This is a genomic window from Motilibacter deserti (assembly GCF_011250635.1).
GTDB lineage: Bacteria > Actinomycetota > Actinomycetes > Motilibacterales > Motilibacteraceae > Motilibacter_A > Motilibacter_A deserti.
The window spans coordinates 576,758-595,023 of sequence record NZ_JAANNP010000002.1 but is presented as its reverse complement, the minus strand read 5'-3'; the positions used below and the strand labels follow the sequence as shown (position 1 = coordinate 595,023).

General features: G+C 72.0%; 9 protein-coding genes. 1 reads left to right on the top strand and 8 read right to left on the bottom strand.

What is annotated here, in order from left to right:
* Nucleotides 1-53 precede the first annotated feature (53 nt).
* From G9H71_RS07660 to G9H71_RS07630, 7 genes are all read right to left on the bottom strand, one after another.
* Complete coding sequence (locus tag G9H71_RS07660) at nt 54-254, bottom strand: cold-shock protein (RefSeq protein WP_166168190.1); 201 nt, start codon at nt 252-254, stop codon at nt 54-56.
* A gap of 200 nt (nt 255-454) precedes the next feature.
* On the bottom strand, nt 455-865 hold the full coding sequence (locus G9H71_RS07655) for a hypothetical protein (RefSeq protein WP_166280311.1): 411 nt from the start codon (nt 863-865) through the stop codon (nt 455-457).
* A 485-nt stretch (nt 866-1,350) separates the two neighbouring features.
* Nucleotides 1,351-1,923 carry a DUF6318 family protein gene (locus G9H71_RS07650; RefSeq protein WP_166280309.1) on the bottom strand — a complete coding sequence of 191 codons (573 nt, stop codon included), beginning with the start codon at nt 1,921-1,923 and terminating at the stop codon, nt 1,351-1,353.
* Nucleotides 1,924-2,212: 289 nt separating this feature from the next.
* Nucleotides 2,213-2,491, bottom strand: a complete 279-nt coding sequence (locus G9H71_RS07645; protein WP_331272816.1) for a helix-turn-helix transcriptional regulator — start codon at nt 2,489-2,491, stop codon at nt 2,213-2,215.
* Nucleotides 2,492-2,501: 10 nt separating this feature from the next.
* Nucleotides 2,502-3,983, bottom strand: coding sequence for a non-homologous end-joining DNA ligase (gene ligD, locus G9H71_RS07640; protein ID WP_166280307.1), 1,482 nt, complete (start codon nt 3,981-3,983; stop codon nt 2,502-2,504).
* A gap of 9 nt (nt 3,984-3,992) precedes the next feature.
* Nucleotides 3,993-6,017: an ATP-dependent DNA helicase gene (locus G9H71_RS07635; RefSeq protein ID WP_166280305.1), complete on the bottom strand. Its 2,025-nt coding sequence runs from the start codon at nt 6,015-6,017 to the stop codon at nt 3,993-3,995.
* Nucleotides 6,018-6,118: 101 nt separating this feature from the next.
* Nucleotides 6,119-7,084: a helix-turn-helix domain-containing protein gene (locus G9H71_RS07630; RefSeq protein ID WP_166280303.1), complete on the bottom strand. Its 966-nt coding sequence runs from the start codon at nt 7,082-7,084 to the stop codon at nt 6,119-6,121.
* A gap of 229 nt (nt 7,085-7,313) precedes the next feature.
* On the opposite strand from G9H71_RS07630, the gene G9H71_RS07625 reads away from it, so the two are divergent.
* Nucleotides 7,314-8,132, top strand: coding sequence for an alpha/beta fold hydrolase (locus tag G9H71_RS07625; protein WP_166280301.1), 819 nt, complete (start codon nt 7,314-7,316; stop codon nt 8,130-8,132).
* A 67-nt stretch (nt 8,133-8,199) separates the two neighbouring features.
* Here the strand turns inward: G9H71_RS07625 and G9H71_RS07620 are convergent, their stop codons facing one another.
* Nucleotides 8,200-17,958: a Calx-beta domain-containing protein gene (locus G9H71_RS07620; protein ID WP_166280299.1), complete on the bottom strand. Its 9,759-nt coding sequence runs from the start codon at nt 17,956-17,958 to the stop codon at nt 8,200-8,202.
* Nucleotides 17,959-18,266 lie beyond the last annotated feature (308 nt).

Below are 18,266 nucleotides of genomic sequence, written 5' to 3'. Positions count from 1 at the left end.
TAAGCCCCGTCGGCCTGCTGGCCGGCGGGGCTTAGTCGAAGTCTAGGGGTGTCTCAGACGACGCGGACGTTGACCGCCTGCGGCCCCTTCTGACCCTGCTCGGTGTCGAACTCCACGCGCTGCCCCTCGGCGAGGGTCTTGAACCCGTTGCCCTGGATGGCGCGGAAGTGCACGAACAGGTCGGGGCCGCCGTCCTGCTCGATGAACCCGTAGCCCTTGTCGTCACGGAACCACTTAACGGTGCCCTGAGCCATAACCTCGAACCTTCCTGGCTCTGGTCGCCACGGGGGCCCCACCTCTGCATGGGACCTACACGCCCGCGTGAACGATCCACTGCGAGCGCCACGCAACTTACGCACACACGCACGAACCTCTGCGACCGAGGTGGAGCGTAGCAGTAAGAGCACTCTCGGCAAAGGGCTTCGTGACACGTTTGTGGATGATCCGGACGCCCCTACGACTCGCCGCTGACCAGCTCCGATCCGGCTGACGCGACCTCCAAGGCGACCGTCGGACCGTCCGCCTCGACATGGTCCGGGACCTCGCGCCAGACCGTCTCGTCGTGGTGCCGGTACTTACCGGCCCAGACGACGGTGACGGAAGGGCGGACGGTGGCCCCGGAGTCCATGTACTTGTGGGTAACGGTCTGGTTCGGGTATGGCTTGCCGGGGTCGGTCGTCGTCAGCTCGATGCCGTCGCCGAAGTGCCAGATGTACTTCTCGGGAGTGGCGATGAAGTCGATCTCCTCCCCAGCTACTCGCACGTCCTCCCATCGCGATTCATCTGAAACTCGCGTGAAGAAAATTGTCGGGAGACCAACCAGGGTTCTCCCTTCGGGCTGCACGCCGACGTCGGCACGCTTCACCGGCAGGTGACGATACGCCTCGTAAATCTGCTCCGGCGTAGCCCGCGGCTCCTCCAGCGCCGGCGCTGACTCACTTCGGCAGACCAGATCACCCAACGTCCATACATCGGGAGGAGGAGCTGGAGGAGTGACCGTGCGAGTCCAGATCCAGCTTCTGATTTCGCCGGGGCCGCAGCCTGTTGTCGCGCGAGTGCATCCGGGGTCCACGACGTCCCCGGGCGTGTTTCCGTCGCACGCTGGCGTATAGGCCCGTTCGACGTACGGGCCCTCGTGGACGTCGCCGGACGGTGCGGACGATCCAGGAGGGGAAGTTGGTCGGGTGGTAGCTCCTGGGCTAGTCACCCCCCACCCCGGCGTGCAGCTGAGACCGCCGCACGGAGCGGGCGTGACCCCGACAGCAGACGCCGCGCCGGCTGGTGCCATCGCCGCCACGAAGCACAGGATGAAAGTCTTGCTGACCCGGAGGCGCTCGTTGTTCATGACGCTCACGTGACCGCACCGCTGTCGATGCCCGCAACCCGCCACCCATCACCGGCGTGTTGCAGTCGGAAGAATAGACGAACGTCGCTAGCAGGCTTATCGACAGACCGCCGCTTTCCTGCATTGTCGACCCACACCAGGCCGTCGTAATCCAGGGTGACCATGACGGTCTGCACCTCCGTGCCAGCTCGCCCCGGAGCGGCCAGGTCGGTGACCTCCATCGCGTACTTCTCGAAGTGGCCGCCTGAGGAGAACACGTCCGACACCGAGGTTGAGTACCTGGAGCAAGCTACGCACTCAGCGAGGCTCTGCGACCGCATCGGGCGCGCGTCCCCCGTGCGATACGCGTAGTTGACGAGGTCGACGTAGTGGCCGACGAAACTCTTGGCGCTCTCGTACGTCTCAGACGTCACGTCCACCGTCGGCGTAGGCGCCGCCGGACGAGCACTCACACTCGCCACCTGCGTCGGGATGACCACCGCCGGCGCAGCCTGGCCGCCACCCCCACCACCACACCCACCGAGCATGATCACGGCCGACCCGGCGGCGGCCACCGCGTTCAAGGACCTGAGGCGCATGACCGGGACCGTAGCTAGTGCGCACGCACCCCGCTGGCGTTATCCACAGACGGGTGACGGCCCGGTCACACGGAGGGCGTACGCGCCCCGCCACGCCGGCGCGAGACCACGAAACGGCGCCCCCGAGCCAGCCGGGAGGAGCGACGAGGACGGCGACGGCCGAGGCAACCCCAGGAACAGCACCCGCACCCGGATGCGCGCAACGGTGATCACCGAAGGCCAGCACCTCGAACACCGACCAATCACGAGCAGACGGCCGCCGCAGCGGCCGCCACCCGTGAAGTGCGGATCAGGCGCCGAACAGCTCCAGGAACCCGCCGACGCGCACCTTCTTCTCCTGCGGGTGCCGCAGCCGGCCCCCGCGGAGCACGCGGTACGTGTTCCGACGCCCCTCGCGGGTCCGTCGCACGTACCCCGTCGCCTCGAGGTCGTTCAGGATGGCCTGCACGGCCCGGTCGGTGATGCCGACGCGCTCGGCGATGTCCACGACCCGAGCCTCCGGGTCCTGGGCGATGGCCACGAGCACGTGCCCGTGGTTGCTGAGGAAGGTCCACTCTCGATCGGCCACGTGGTGCAGCCTAGCCGTTTCCCTGCGGCTCTACACGTACCTCCTCGGCCCGCTTGTCGGGTCGCAGGCCCCGCCACGAAGGGTGACGCAGTCTTCCGTCTCGGGTCCAGTTACCGAACTCAACCTCACCAACCAGGGTTGGTGAGATCCAATGCACGTCCTTGGCGTGTGTCTTCGGTACCTCGACGTCGAACGGGCTCTGCGCCTGTTCCAGCGGCGCGAGCGTGCGCTCCAGGTCCGCCAGCGCGGCCGCCGTGAAGCCGGTCCCCACGTTCCCGACGTACGTCAGCCCCTCGTCGCCGTAGACCCCCAGCACCAGCGACCCGATGCCCCCGCGCCGGCGCCCCTCCCCCGGCTTCCAGCCCGCCAGCACGACCTCCTGGGTGAGGAAGTGCTTGACCTTGACCCAGCACCCCGAGCGCCGCCCCGGGTCGTACGTCGAGTCCCGCTTCTTGGCGACCACGCCCTCGAGCCCCTGGGCCTTCGACACCGCCATCGCGTCCGCCCCGCCCCCCACGAACACCGGCGGCGTCGCCCACCGCGCCCCGGCCAGCCCGAGGCCCTCCAGCAGCGCACGGCGCTCGTCGTACGGCAGCTCCAGCGTGGACTCCCCGTCCAGGTGCAGCACGTCGAAGATCAGATACGTCACCGGCACCGAGCGCGCCAGCGACCGGACCTGGGAGGCGCCGCGTACGTGCATCCGCTGCTGCAACGCCCCGAACGACACGCGCCCGTCCGGGCCGAACGCCACCAGCTCGCCGTCCAGCACGACCTGCCGCGACCCGAGCGCCTCGCCGAGGGCGCGCAGCTCGGGGTAGCCGCCCGTGACGTCCAGGTCGTTGCGCGAGACGGCCCGCGCGCGGCCGCCCTCGATGTAGACGACCGCCCGGATGCCGTCCCACTTCATCTCGAAGGCCCACTGGTCGTCGTCGCGGGGCGGGGGCAGCGACCCGGCCGTGGCCAGCATCGGCTTGATGAGCTCGGGCAACGGCGCCCACGACCTCCCCGAGGCAGCGGCAGGGGCAGGGCTCATGCGGTGCACCATCCAGTTCTTGCCGCCGGTCTGGAACAGCACGAACTTCGCGCCGTCGATCTCCGCGGGTCCGCCGTGCAGCACGACCTGGACCTCGCGGTCGGTCCACTTGACCGTCTCGTACGTCCCGCGCGCCCACTGGTAGACCTGGCCGCCGCCGTACTCGCCGTGCGGGATCTCCCCCGCGAACGACGCGTAGTCCATCGGGTGGTCCTCGGTGTGGACCGCCAGGTGGTTGCGCTTCGGGTCGGTCGGCAGCCCCTTGGGGACCGCCCACGAGACCAGCACCCCGCCGCGCTCGAGCCGGAAGTCCCAGTGCAGCGCCGTCGCGTGGTGCTCCTGGATGACGAACGTGTCGTCGTTGCCCGCGGGCAACGGCCCCTCCGCCGGCACCGGCTCCGGCGTGCGCTCGGCCGACCGCATCGAGCGGTAGGTCGACAGCCGGTCCTTCGCAGCCATGGGCCGCCCCTACCCCGAAGCGGCCGTCAACGCTCCCGCCCGCGGCGGCGGCACCCGCACCGGCACGATCGGCGGCGCGTCCTTGTCGATCCGGCGCAGCGCCTCGAGCACGGTCTCGCGGTTGGTCGTCATCCAGAACGGCGGCAGGCTCTCGCGCAGGAACCGGCCGTAGGACTTCGTCGTCAGCCGGGGGTCGAGGATCGCCACCACGCCCCGGTCCGTCACGGCGCGCAGCAGCCGGCCCGCGCCCTGCGCCAGCCGCAGCGCCGCGTGCGCCGTGTAGACCGTCTGGAACCCGGCCGGCCCCGCCGCGTCCTTGCGCGCCGCCATCAGCGGGTCGTCCGGCCGCGGGAACGGGATCCGGTCCATCACCACCAGCTGGAGCGCCGACCCCGGCACGTCCACGCCCTGCCAGAGCGACATCGTCCCGAACAGGCACGACGACGCCGTCGAGGAGAACTGGCGCACCAGCTCGGCGGTCGTGTCCTCGCCCTGCAGCATGACCGGCACGTCCAGCCGCTCACGCATCGAGTACGCCGCCTCCTGCGCGGCGCGCATCGACGAGAACAGTCCCAGGGTGCGGCCCCCGGCGGCCGAGACCAGCGCCTCCAGCTCGTCCAGCACCTGCGGTGCCATCGCCTCGCGGCCGGGCTGCGGGAGCCGGGACGCGACGTACAGGATCCCCTGCCGCGCGGCGTCGAACGGCGTCCCGACGTCGAGCGCGGCGTAGGACGACCCGGCCACGTCCTCGCCGTCGATCGTGATCACGCCGAGCCCGAGCGACCGCGCGACCAGGTCGAACGACCCGCCGAGCTCGAGCGTCGCGGAGGTGCAGACCACGGTCCGCTCGCCGAAGAGCCGGTCGCGGAGCAGGCCGGCGACCGACAGCGGCGCCACGTGCAGGCTGCGCGAGACCGACGGCCCGCGCTCGTTGACCGAGGCCCAGGCCACGTCCCACGCGGACTGGGTGAGCAGCCGGTCGGCCACCTCGTACGCCGCGTCGACCGCCGCCCGGGCGGCCTTCTTGTCGCCCTCCTCCGCCTCCTTCACGCGGTTGAGCGCGGACTGGGTCGCGCGCGCCGCGTCCATCATCGTGATCAGGGCGTCGGTGAGCGCGGCGGGCAGCGGCGACGGAAGCCGTCCCGGCGCGAGGTCGTCCATGGCCCGGGCCAGCTCGGTGGCCGAGTCCTGCAGGTCGGCGGCCTCGTCGTCCACCAGCTTGAGCGCCCGCGACCCCGCCCGCTCGACCATCGAGGCCGTCAGCTCGGCGGTCGCGACACCGGTCACCCGGTCGACCAGCTCGTGGGCCTCGTCGACCACGACCACGTCGTGCTCGGGCAGGATCGCGAAGGACTCCAGCGCGTCGATCGCCAGCAGCGCGTGGTTGGTCACCACGACGTCGGCCTCGGCGGCCCGCGCCCGGGCCAGCTCGGCGAAGCACTCCTGGCCGAACGCGCACTTCTGCGCCCCCACGCACTCGCGCGAGGTCACGCTGACCTGCCGCCACGCCCGCTGCGACACGCCCGGCACCAGCTCGTCGCGGTCGCCGCTCTCGGTCTCGCCCGCCCACTCGCGCGCCCGCTGCACGTCCTTGCCGAGCGGCGTGGACGGCGTTGAAAAGAGCGCCGACGCGTCGTCGTCCGGCACGGCGCCGGAGAGCTTGGCCTTGCAGACGTAGTTGGAGCGGCCCTTGAGGATCGCGAACGTCGGCTTGCGCCCGAGCAGCGGCGACACCGCGTGGGCCAGCCGCGGCAGGTCGCGGTCGACGATCTGGGCCTGCAGCGCGAGCGTCGCGGTCGCGACCACGACCGGCCCGTCCCCGCGCGCGGCGTGCAGCAGGGCGGGCACGAGGTAGGCCAGCGACTTGCCGGTGCCGGTGCCGGCCTGGACCAGCAGGTGCTCGCCGGTCTCCATCGCGTCGGCGACCGCCTCGGCCATCTTGACCTGGCCCGGCCGCTCGGCGCCCCCGAGCGCGGCAACGGCCGCGGCGAGCGTCTCGCTCACCCCGGGGATCTTCCGCACGCCGCTCGCCATGACGTACGAGGTTAAGCGCCCGGGCGCGGTCTCCGGGGGAGGCTGGGGACAACCCGCGTGCCGCACGCAGCCCCAGCGCACTGCCTGTGGACAAGACGAGGTCAGGCCGCCAGCGCCTGCCGCCGCCACTCCCCCGGGCTCACGCCGTACGCCTGCCGGAACCGCCGCCCGAAGTGCGTCGCGTCCACGAACCCCCAGCCCGACGCCACCGACGCCACGGTCCGGCCCTGCGCCGCCGGCGACGCCAGCTCGGCCCGCGCCCCGGCCAGCCGCTCGGCGAGGATGAACTGCGCGAGCGTCGGCTCCCCGCTCTCGGACCAGACGTTGTAGAGCTGGCGTAGCGACACCGCGTGCGCGGCCGCTATCCGCGCCGGCGTGAGGCCCGGGTCCTGCAGGTGGCGGGCGATGTAGAGCCGGACCCGCGGCAGCAGCGTCTCTGCCAGCGCGTACGCCCGCGGCGCGCCGTCCTCGTCCGCCGCCGTCATCACCAGCGCGCGCAGCAGCTCCGTGGTGGCCGCCGCCAGGGCGGCCGTAGCCGGGCCGGGCGCCACCACGCGGGCCGCGGCGACCAGCCCCGCCAGGTGGTCGCGCAGCAGGTCGACCAGCGGGCTGGACTCGAGGCGGCGGACGGCGCGGCGTACGTCCTCGGCCGGCAGCCCGAGCTGGGCGTGGTCCACGAAGAGGAAATGCGCCGAGCCCGCACCGCGGCGCACGTAGCTCGACGTCGTCGTCAGGTCCTTGAGGAACAGCTCGCTGGTCAGCGACGTGCGGGTCGTCCCCTGCGTCTCGGCCGCCCACTCGGCCCCCTGCTGCACGCTCAGCACCAGGACCTCGCGCGGAGCGACGCGCAGCTCGCGGGCCGTCCGCCGGCACGAGATGCCCCCGCTGGACTCCGTGAGCAGGGTGAGCCCGCCCACCTGCCAGTACTCGATCCTCGAGCGCAGCCCCTCCTGCGGGCTCTCGTGCACCACGTGCCACGGGACGTCCGCGGCCTCGCACGCGCCGTGGAACGCGTCCAACCGCGCCCGCGGACCGGGGATCGCCGCGGTGTCGAGCAGCAACGCCATGGGAGCACCCCCGAGCCGACCCGGCCGTCGTCCCCGGACGCTATCGCGTCACCGGGCGGCTGCGGAAGATCACGCTGCACGCCCAGCCGATGGCTGTGCACGCACAGCCGGGACACCGCCGAATGCCCGCTCCTAGTTTGGCGGCCAGCCGGCCGAAAAGCGTTCCGACGGCGCAGCGCGAGGCCGGCCCGCTTCCGCCATTCCACTCGAGCACCAGCAGGAGGACCGCATGCGACTACAACGCCGGACATTGCGCCGTGCCGCCGGGCTCTTCGCCGCCGCGGCATTGCTCGCCACCCTGAACTCCCCCGTCAGCTCCGCCGCCTCCAAGGACGCCCCCAAGCCCACCGTGGTCCTCGTCCACGGCGCCTTCGCCGACGCCTCCGGATGGAACGAGGTGATCGAGCGCCTGCAGCGCCGGGGCTACACCGCGGTGGCGCCGGCGAACCCGCTGCGCAGCCTGGTCGGGGACAGCGCGTACGTCCGCTCGGTCATCGAGCAGATCCCCGGGCCGATCGTGCTCGTGGGGCACTCCTACGGCGGCGCCGTCATCACCAACGCGGCCACCGGCAACCCGAACGTGAAGGCGCTGGTCTACATCGCGGCCTTCGCCCTCGACCAGGGCGAGAACGTCGAGACGGCCAGCACCCTGGCCGGCGGCAACACGCACCTGCTCGACCACGTCGACCTGCGCGGCTGGCCCGGGCCGGGGCCGGGCGCCGCCAGCCTCGAGGGCTCCATCAAGCCGGCCGACTTCCACGAGGTGTTCGCCGGCGACCTCAACCCGCGTGAGACCGCCGTCATGGCCGCGGCACAACGGCCCGCGGCCCTCGCGACGTTCGGTGAGGCGTCGGGCGTGCCCGCCTGGAAGACGATCCCGTCGTGGTACATGGTCGCCAAGCAGGACCACGTGATCCCGCCCGTGTCCGAGCGCTTCATGGCGACGCGCGCCGGGGCACGCACGGTCGAGGTCGACACCTCGCACGTGCCGATGATGAGCCGCCCCGCGGACGTCGTCGCGCTCATCCGCGAGGCCGCCGGGGACTGACCCCCGCACGTCCGGGTGCCAGGGCCGTCCACGCGGCCCTGGCACCCGCATTCGTTTCGGGTACGCCCTACCGGTCGTCGTTGCGGATCGTGCCCGTCGCGGTCCTCACCCCGAGCGCGGCCCCCGACGCCTTCGTCAACGTGACCTTCAACGTCTCGTTCTTCTCCTTGACGCGGTCACCGAGGACGAGCACCGTCACCGTCGCGGACTTCTGGCCCTTCCTGAACGTCACCGTCCCGGACGCCTTCGCGAAGTCCTTGCCGGCCTTCGCCGTCACCCCGGACGCCGCCCACTTCACCGTCACCGTGCCCTTGGCCGGAGCCGACAGCGAGACCACGAACGTCAGCTTCGCCTTCTGGCCGGGCTTGCCCTCCGCGACCGAGGCCGCCTTCACCGACACCTTCAACGGCGCGGGCTGCGGCACGGCCGTCTGCGTCGGCGCGGGCTGGGGCGCGGTGGTCTGCGACGGCTGCGGCGCCGGCTGTGCGGGTGCCGGCGGCTGGGTCGGTGCCGGCGCGGACTGTGTCGGCTGCGGCTGCGGCTGGGTCGGCTGCGGGGCCGGCACCGTCGGCGTCGGCTCTGGGTCCACGGGCGGCGGGGGCGGCGGCGCCACCCCGCCGAGCACCGAGGACTCGACGTCCGAGCGGACGTTGTCCCCCTCCCCCGCGGCACCGTCGTTCGCCACCTCGTCGAGCGTGACGGCCACCGAGCCCACGAGCCGCCCGGAGTAGTCGACGGTGTCGGCACCGTCCCCACCGGCGAGGTCGTCCGCGCCGTTGGGCGAAGCCCCTTGCACGAACCAGTCGTCACCCGAACCGGACTTCTCCACGTCCGTGCCCGGCCCGCCGTCGAGCACGTCAGCGCCCGCCCCACCGGTCAGCGCGTCGTCCCCGTCGCCGCCGAGCAGCGTCACCGTGCCCCGCGCCGTCGCGGCCTTGACCTGCAGCGTGTCCTTCCCCGGGCCGCCCTCGAGCGTGGTCGGGGTCTGCTTCGCGTAGTCCACCGTCAGCGTGTCGTCGCCGGTGCCGCCGACGACGCGCTCGACCGAGTCGGTCAGCCAGTCGCGCTGGCTCGACGTCGGGTCGGTGGCGTGCCGGTCGGACTCGTCGCCGTCATTGGCGTTGCCGTCGTAGTTGACGACCACGGAGGTGGTGCGCCCGGCGTAGGTGACCGTGTCGAAGCCGGCGTCGCCGCCGAAGATGTCGGCGCCCGTGCCGCCGTCGAGCGTGTCGTCGCCCTGGCCGCCGTCCATGGCGTCGTTGCCGGCACCGCCTCCGAGGGTGTCGTTGCCGTCGCCGCCGGTCATGGTGTCGCGGCCGTCGCCGCCGCGCAGGGTGTCGTCGCCCTCGTCGCCGCGGACGGCGTCGTCGCCCTCGCCGGTGTCGATCGTGTCGTTGCCCGCGCCCCCGTTGGCCGAGTCCTTGCCGGGGCCGGTGACGACGACGTCGTTGCCTCCGCCGCCGGAGTTGACCTGGTCCTCGCCGTCGCCGGTGTCGATCGTGTCGACCGCGTCGCCGCCGATCACCGCGTCGACGCCGGGGCCGGTGCTGATGATGTTCGCACCGTCGGCGGCGGGGTTCTGCTCGCTGTAGCCGTACACCGTGTCGTTGCCCTCGAACGTCTCGACCCGGTCCGCGCCGAGGCCGCCGTAGACCCAGTCGTCCTGCGCACTGCCGATGACGGTGTCGTCGCCGCGGCCGGCGTCGACCCAGCTGCCGCCGTCCTGGACCTCGATGCGGTCGTCCCCGTCGCGCCCGTTGACCGTGTCGCGTCCCGGCCCGCCGAGGATCGTGTCCTTCTGCGGCGAGCCCCAGACCTCGTCGTCGCCCGCGCCGCCGTCGGTGCGGTCGTCGCCGCCCTGGGCCACGAGGTAGTCGTTGCCGTCGCCGCCGAGGATCTCGTCGGACACGCCGTCGGTGAGGATGCCGCCGCCGTAGTCGACGTCGTAGACGTTGTCGTTGCCCGGCCCGCCGTCGAGCCGGTCCGTGCCGCCCATGCCGAAGACGTTGTCGCCGCCCTCGCGGGCCTCGATGACGTCGGGGCCGTTCCAGCCCCACACGTCGTCCCGGGCGCTGCCGGTGACGATGTGCTCGAGGTCCGTGCGGACGTTGTCGAGCTGGGCCTGGCCGCCGGCGCTCCAGTCGTAGGGGTAGCTGCCGTCGCCGATGACGTCGTCCTTGCTGACCTTGAGCGACTCGGTGCGGTCGGCATAGTCGACCGTGTCGTAGCCGGCGCCGCCGCGCAGGTCGTCCGAGCCCGAGCCGCCGTCGACCGTGTCGTCCCCGGCCTCGCCGTCGAGGGTGTCCTGGCCGGCGTCACCGTGCACGGTGTCCGGCCCGTCGCCACCGAAGAGCGCGTCCCGGCCCGGGCCGCCCTCCACCAGGTCCTTGCCGCCGTTGCCGCGCAACGTCTCGTCGGCCTTGCTGCCGCGGAGCACGTCGTCGTACGCCCCGCCGAGCACGGTGTCGGCGTCGAAGACGTTGTCCGGCTGGCCGCCGACGACCCCGTCGTTCGGCAGCTGGTCCAGCCGGACCACCACCGGGCCGCTCGCGGCGCTGTAGTCCGCGGTGTCGACGCCCTCCTGGCCGAAGAACGAGTCCCAGCCGGGGCCGTCGACCCAGCGGTCGTCCCCGAGCCCACCGGCGATCTGGTTGCCGCCACCGCCGCCGGACATCGTGTCGTTGCCGCTGCTGCCCATGAGCAGGTCGGTCGAGTCGCCACCGCGCAGCGTGTCGTCGCCCGGGCCGCCGTCGATGCGGACCGTGCGGTCGTTCGGCGCGACGATGGTGTCGTTGCCCGCGCTGCCGATGACGGTCTCCACCCCGTCGGCCGAGTCCTTCTCCCCGGCCGACCCGCTCGGCCCGGGCAGGGTGACGGTCACCGCGTCGGTGTGGTCGCTGTAGTCGGTGGTGTCCTGGTCGCCGCCGCCCTGCACGTCGTCGTCGCCCAGCCCGCCGCGCAGGCTGTCGTTGCCGGCGCCGCCCTTGAGCACGTCCTTGCCGTCGCCGGCGTCGAAAGCGTCGTCGCCCGGGCCGCCCTCGAGGACGTCGGCGTACGCCCCGGACCGCAGGTCGTCACGGCCGCCCGAGCCGCCGGGATCGCAGGGCACCGGCTTCTGCTGGCCGTCCTCGACGATGGTGATGCCGGGACCGCTGTCGCCGTAGAGCCCCGTCTCACCCGTGTCGGCGTGCAGCTGGTCAGCCTGCAGGCCGCCGCAGAGGACCACGTCGAGCCGGCCGTGCTCCTTGCCGTGGACCTCGACGCGGTCGGCGCCGCCGCCCATCGTGCCGAAGACCCGGTTGACGCCCTCGAACCGCTCCTGCACGCCGAGCGCGCTGATCGAGACGACGTGTGGCGCGACCTGGTTGATGAGGAACGTGTCCGGCGCGGCGGTCGCGTTGAGCACGAGCGTGCCGTCGGCGTACCGCTTGGCCGTCTTGGGCTCTCCTGCGTCCTGCGGGGTGTTGCACCACTCGGTCAGGTCGGGCTCGTCCAGAATGGTGGCGCTGGCTATCGGGTACTCGACGTCGCCGAGCGGGCTGTCCACGACGGCCCGGATGAACGCGCCGATGTGCGCGGAGGCGTTGAACATGCAGACCGGGTTCCTGTTGACCTTGAACTGGCGGCCGATGTCCTCGAAGCGGACCTTGCCGTCCTCGTCGCGCAGGTTGATGTCGACGTTGCCCTCGACCCCACCCTCGGCGCCGACCGACAGGCCGGGCACCCCGACCGATGCGCCGGCTGTCAACTCCGCGCGGAAGCGGACCTCGGGGACGTCGTTGCCCTGCTGGTCGCGGTCGTCGATGTAGAGGCCCTGCAGCAGGCCCTTCGAGACGTCCCACACGCCGTTGTTGGCCGGGTCGTCGTCGAAGAGCACCTGGAAGGCCTTGCGGAACCCGTAGGTGTCGTAGCCGGCGGCGAAGTGGCCGTCGATGCCCGCGGAGCCGCCGATGTAGAGCGTGAACGGACCGATCGGGTAGCTGAACTGGAAGCTGCGCTCGATGCCGAGCTTGCCGGCGTCGTAGTAGACGAGCGGGACGTCCTTCCCGATCAGCATGCCGAACAGCAGCTTCGGGTCGTCGAAGGCCGGGAACGTGAAGCCGCCCTTCGTCTGTGCGTCGGAGAGCTCCTTCTTGGCGGTCAGGCCGGGGAGCCGCTCGAGCACCTTCTTCGTGCCGCCCGTGCCGGTCGCGTAGGTCGGGTTCTTCAGCAGCGAGTCCAGCTGGTCCGCAGGGACCGGGCCGGCGGCTGCGGACGTGTCGAGCTCGAACGACCCGAGCAGCAGCTCGCCGTTCTGGCCGGCAGGCTGGTCCAGCGCCTGGGCGAGGTTCTTCAGCAGCAGCATGCGGTCGATCAGCTGCAGGCCGCTGGAGCGCCCGCCCTGGGTGTTCGCCGAGTCGACCGCGCGCATCAGGTCGATCCACCGCGGCGCGGGCTTGCCCGCCCACCGTGCCGCCTCGGACACGCCCGGGATCGGCTTCTCGATGGCGTCCAGCGTCGGCTCGATCGGGGAGATGAACGTGCGAAGGTCACGGGCGACGGGGCGCAGGAAGTCGGTGACGATGCTGCCGATGTCGAAGCGGACGTTGTCGAACTTGACCGTGAACTGCGGTTCGGGCTTGCTCCCCGCGGCCCCGGTCCAGGACAGCTTGCCCCCGACACGCAGGTCGGCCTTGACCTTCGGCAGCGACGACGTCTGCCCGGCGCGGAGGTACGTCGCCAGCCCCAGCTCGATCTTCGCCTGCGCGTCGATCGACGGCTGGAGGTCGAGGCTGCCCAGCTGCTGGAGCGTGAGGATGCCGCCGGGGGCGGAGCTCTTGAGGTCGACGCCGAGCTCGAGCGTGATGTCGTCGCCGACGTTCAGGTCCTCGACGGCGATCGGCAGGAAGGCGAGCGTGGCCTCCATGTCGTTGCCGGACGTGGAGTTCGGCAGTGCCGCGGAGGCGGTGACCTGGAGCTCAGCCTGCTGCGTGTTGGTCGGCACGTAGAAGCCGTTGGTGCGGTCGACGCCGAACGCGAGGTCGAGCTGCCAGCTCACCTTGCCCGTGACCTCGGCCTCGCTCGCGAGCCGAAGGCCGGGGAAGCCGATGTCGAAGGCGGACTTGGCGTCGACGATCGTGCCACCCACCGGGAGCTTGACCTCGAAGCTCTGCAGGTCGCCGACCGGCTGGGCCGCGTCGCAGCTGCCGACCCCGCTCCCCTTGCGGCACAGCAGGGTCACGGTGACGTCCCGCCCGTCCCTGACGCCGTCCTTGTTGGTGTCCAGCAGGATCGGGATCGAGCCGAGCAGGTCACGGGTGCGCTGCTCGATCGCCGGGATGGACGTTGCCTCCTGCACCTGGGTCACCAGCGTCTGCGCCCGGCCGAGGACCTCCTGGTCGAACCGCTCGAGCACCTCGGCTCCGGCGGTGGGGTCGGCTCCCAGCAGCGGGATCTTCGACCCGGCCGGCATCGCCTCGAGCGCCGCCTGCAGCTTCTGCGCCACGAGGCGCAGCCCGTCGATGAGGAGCGAGAACTGCACGGCCGGGCTCGACAGCGAATTCTTGACCGCCTCGATGTCGTACGCCCAGCCGTCCGGCTCGAGCAGGTCCGGGGCGTGGAAGGTGACGTCGCCGAGCTCGGTCGACTGCAGCGTCACCGGGAGCACGGCGCACGCATCGACGCCGGCCGGAGCGCCGGTGCACGTCGCCTGCAGCGCGGCGTCCGGCTCGTGCACGTTCCCCGTGCCCGGCGCGGGGAGCAGGGACTCGAAGAACGTCTTCAGGTTGGTCAGCCGCTGCCGCGTTGGGCTCTGCTTGGCGAGCACGAAGCGGGCGGCGACGGCGGCCTGAGCGGGCTTCCCGGCCTTGCCGAGCTTGACCGTCACCGCGCCGAGGGTGGCGTCGAAAGTGCCGGACACCTTCGCCCCGAGGCCGAGGTCGAGGCGGGAGGTGTCCACGACGAAGAGCCGCGGCTTCGCGCCGCCTGCCCCCGGCGGGGTGGACGCCGTGCTGCCGAGGGTGACCCGCGGCAGCTCGATGCCGAAGTCCAGCATCGCGCGCGCGTCGTAGCTGATGCGCACGCTGCCGGCCGCGCCCAGCCCGGCGAGCCCCGGGGACGAGGCCGTCTTGCCGAGCCGCAGGTTGAGCGGCACGTCGAAGGGGGCTGGGGTGACCGTGCAGCCGTCGCGCCCTGCCGACCGGTCCGTCGTGCAGGCGCCGAGCTTCAGGCTCACGAGGAGGGCCGCCTGCTTGTCCGCCGTCGCCGGCTCGTAGCCGAGCTTGACGAGGTCGGGGGCCGTGCCGGTCACGCCGAGCCCTTGGGCGAGCGCCTTCTCGAGCAGCTGCTCGGCCTGCTCGAGGGTGAGCGCGTCGTTGACCGCGATGATGTCGTCGAGCGCGGTCACGAGCTTGGCGAGCAGCGGGTCGAGGTCGGCGACGCTCCGGCCGACGAGCGGCAGGTTCGCCGCGGCCGACGGGTCGTCGGCGAGCGCCGTCCGCAGCCGCACCACCGTCTCGCGGGCGGCGGTGAGGACCTGGCCGACGATCGCCGTGGGGTCGTCGGGGTCGTATGCGAACGGGAGGAGGGTGTTGGTGAACGCCGCGTCCGCGGTCAGCTTGAAGGCCCCGCTGCCGCTGGTGTCCGGGACCTGCGGCCAGCTCACGGTGACCTTGCCGGTGGCGAGCGGCGTGCCGGCGAGCGAGCCGACGACGTCGAGCACGGTCGCGGGCAGGGTCGCGTTGAAGGCGATGCTCACCGGCGACTGGCTCGTCGCGACGGCTGCGCCCAGCTCCGCGAGCGTGACCACGCCGTCGCCGGACCGGTCGACCAGGTCGATCGCGACCATCGGCTTGGCCGGGTCCTTGCGCTGCAGCAGCGGGACGGCGCCGTTGGCGGTGTCCCTGACGGTGACGGCGAGCAGGGAGGCCTTGCCGGTGAGGTCCACGTCGGCCGTCACGGCCCCGTCGAGGGTGAGCTCGGGGCCGGTGCCGGCCTTGACGAAGAACCGCTGGTCCAGGGCGAGGCCGGGACGCAGGTCCGCGCCCAGGGTGAGGTCGAGCGCGTACGCCGGGTCGACCGTCGCCTTCGCGCTCCCGGTGAGCGACAGCAGCCCCGCGCTCTTGAGCGTGTCACCGAAGTCCAGCGTCCCCGCGTCCGGCTTCGCCGCCGGGTCCGAGGCCAGCTTCACGTCGAGGAGGAGCCGGCCGCCCTCCCAGCGGACGTTGAGCGCGTCGGACGAGGGAAGCCCGAGGGCGGCAACCAGCTTCGGCACGATCTTGTCGAGAGTCGCGAAGTCCGGTTGCTTCGTCGGGTCGATCGTGATCGTCGCCATCGGGTCAGCCGGGTCGGTCAGCCCGTTGTCGACGAAGAACTTCACCAGGCGCTCGTTGAGCGACACGACCGCCGACAGGCCCTCCTTGACGAAGGGGAGGTCGAGGTCGCCGGACTGCTGAGCGGCGCTCAGCGCGGTGGTCAGCTGAGCCAGGCCGTTGACGAAGTCCGCGACGGTGACGTTCTCGAAGTCCCCGAGCTCGGCGAGCTGGAAGTCGGGGGCCTTGAACCCGTCGCAGAGGTTCTTGTCCGTGAGCGTGACCTTGCCGACCTTCCCCTCGAGGCCCTTGAGCCCCGCCTTCACGTCGAGGGCGATGTCGGCGCCGCCGGACGTGCACGAGACCGAGAACAGCCCGAGGCCGAGCTCGCTCGCGTCGATCACGCCGTTCTTGTCGGGGTCCTTGAACTTCGCGCCCACCGCGATGTCGGCCTTGACCTTGCCGGTCGCCGAGGCGCTGAGCAGCCCGACGTTCAGCTTCAGCGGAGTGCTCGTCGAGTCGAGCGTCCCGTCGTGCTTGAGCTTGACCGTGCCGAAGTCCTTCTCGGCGGGGATCGTCAGCCAGTCCTTGTCCTTGTCCTTCTTCGCCGGACGGACCCTCGCGTCGAGGTCGGACACCCAGCGGATCGCGCTGGTGAGCGCCTTGACGCCGTCGAGCTCGAGGCCGTCGGACTCGTACTCGAAGTCGGACTTGCCGTCCCGGGCGACGTCGAGCTTGAGCTTGACGTCGTACTCCGTCGACGGCACGTGCGGCTGGATGTCGACGTCGACGTCGACCTTCACCCCGCCCGGGAGGCCCGGGATGTCGTCGGCCGAGTTGCCGTCGCCGTTGAGGTCGTCGAGGAACGCGTCCAGCGCGGTGATCGTGCTGCCCGCCTGCGCGGAGAACTGCTCGATCTTCTGCTGTGCCCAGGCCATCCAGGTGAACAGGTCTTGGTAGAACGCGTTGAGGTTCTCCCGGTCCGCAACGGGGATGAGGTTCGCGATCTGCTCGAAGGCGTTCAGCTCGTCCAGCGTGGCGATGATGCCGCTGACGCCCTCGGCCGTGGCGTCGACGGCCGGGTCGGCGCCGAACGGGGCCGGTGTGCCGGCGATGCCGAGCACCGGGGCGGCGACCTCCTCGATGCGGGCGCCGTAGCCGTAGAGGTGGCCCTCGGCGTTGGGGTGGAAGGCGCCGTTCTGGTCGTGCTGGTAGGCGAAGGACTCGAAGAGCTGGCGGATCCAGCGGTCCTTCGCGCAGTAGCCGTGCTTGGCGAACTTCGCCGCGATGCCGTCGACGAGCGTCCACGCGGGGCCGCCGTTGTCGTCGGCCTTGTCCGCCGCCGCCTTGACCGCGTTGTTGAGGCCGGGGACGACAGTGGACGTGGCCCACTGGTGCTCGTCCTGGGAGAAGCCGTCGCTCACCGAGCCGTCGGGCTTCTTGTTCGCGGCCCGCTCCGCGTCGGTCAGGCCTGAGCAGATGCTGCCGTCGTCGTACTGCGCGACGTCGAAGTACTGCGAGAGGAAGACCTTGTCGACCTTGCCGGCCGCGGCGAGCTGGTCGATCCTGGCGTCGAGCTGGGCGTAGGCGGGCGCGAGCTTGGGCAGGCCGGTGTCGTAGATGTGCTGGGCGTTGTCCGGGACCGGGACCGTCGCCGTGTGGCAGTGCGCGAGCGCGAGGCAGGACTTCACGATCGGCGCGAAGCCGAGGTTGTTGGCGCCGATCGACATCATCAGGCCGTCGATCTTCCGACCGGACGCCAGCCGGACCGCCTCGTCGAGCTGCGCGGGCTTGACCGGCCCCAGCTTCGGCTCGATCCCCTCGTACGGCCCGAGCACGCCGGTCTCGATCGTGGCCCCCGAGCAGGCCAGGTGCAGGAACGTCACGGAGCTGTGCGGGTCGCGCTTCTCCAGGCGGATGGCGGCCTGTGCGGGGCCGGCGAGCGCGCTGCGGTGGCACTGCCTGTCCTGCCAGACCGGCCCGTAGAACGGGAACGGCCCGATGGGCGCCGGGCCGACCGTGTCGGGGTTGCCCTCCCCCGACGCGACGGAGTCGCCGACGGACACGAGGAAGACGTCCTTGAGCGTGACGGTCTGGGCGGTGGTGGCGCCCGGGTCACCGGCGATCGTGGCCGTCACGGCGTACGAACCAAGGCTCGGGAACTGTTGTTCGGTCTTGCAGCCGGTCGCGACGGTGCGGTCGAGCGGCCCGCCCTTGACGGTCCAGACGACCTGCGTCCCGGCGCCCCGGTCCTTGACCGCCGGCGCCGCGCACGCGTCGAACGTTGCCTTCCACGAGGTCGGGTTCAGGTATCCCGGGCTCGTGTCGTAGTCGACTCTCCCGTCCCCGTCGGCGTCCTGGCCTATCCGGTCGGCCATCGCCCAGCTGAAGGACATGTCGGACGAGCCGGGGGCGGCTCCTGCGCGTACCGCCCCTGCGAGGCCGAGCGTGGCCAGCACCGCGACGAGGAGGTACGCCCACGTGCGCGGGGCGGGCGTGCGCGGGGCGCGGTGCACCCCGGGAAGTCGACCGGTCACAGGGATCTCCTGAAGGGGAAGCAGGCGGCTGGGGCCCGGAGCGCGACGCGTGGCACCAAGGAGGTACGAGCGCGGGAGCGGGCCGGTGATACGAGGGCGGTAGCACCCCACCGGGCGGGGGTGCCGGCACCCCCGGCCCGTCGCGCACGTCCGCAGCTCATGGCCGAACCGTGCCGCGCGGCCCTTGAGCCGCCCTTGCCGCGCGCTTGAGCCAGGGGTGGCCGCGGCTCAAGGTCGGTCCCCCGCGACCTCGGGCACGACGCAGCCGGGCCCCGACCGCTGATGCGGTCGGGGCCCGGAGAAGGTCG

Coding starts and splice junctions, on each gene's coding strand:
- G9H71_RS07660 (WP_166168190.1), bottom strand. CDS start 254: ATGGCTCAGGGCACCGTTAAGTGGTTCCGTGACGACAAGGGCTACGGG.
- G9H71_RS07650 (WP_166280309.1), bottom strand. CDS start 1,923: ATGCGCCTCAGGTCCTTGAACGCGGTGGCCGCCGCCGGGTCGGCCGTG.
- ligD (WP_166280307.1), bottom strand. CDS start 3,983: ATGGCTGCGAAGGACCGGCTGTCGACCTACCGCTCGATGCGGTCGGCC.
- G9H71_RS07635 (WP_166280305.1), bottom strand. CDS start 6,017: ATGGCGAGCGGCGTGCGGAAGATCCCCGGGGTGAGCGAGACGCTCGCC.
- G9H71_RS07630 (WP_166280303.1), bottom strand. CDS start 7,084: ATGGCGTTGCTGCTCGACACCGCGGCGATCCCCGGTCCGCGGGCGCGG.
- G9H71_RS07625 (WP_166280301.1), top strand. CDS start 7,314: ATGCGACTACAACGCCGGACATTGCGCCGTGCCGCCGGGCTCTTCGCC.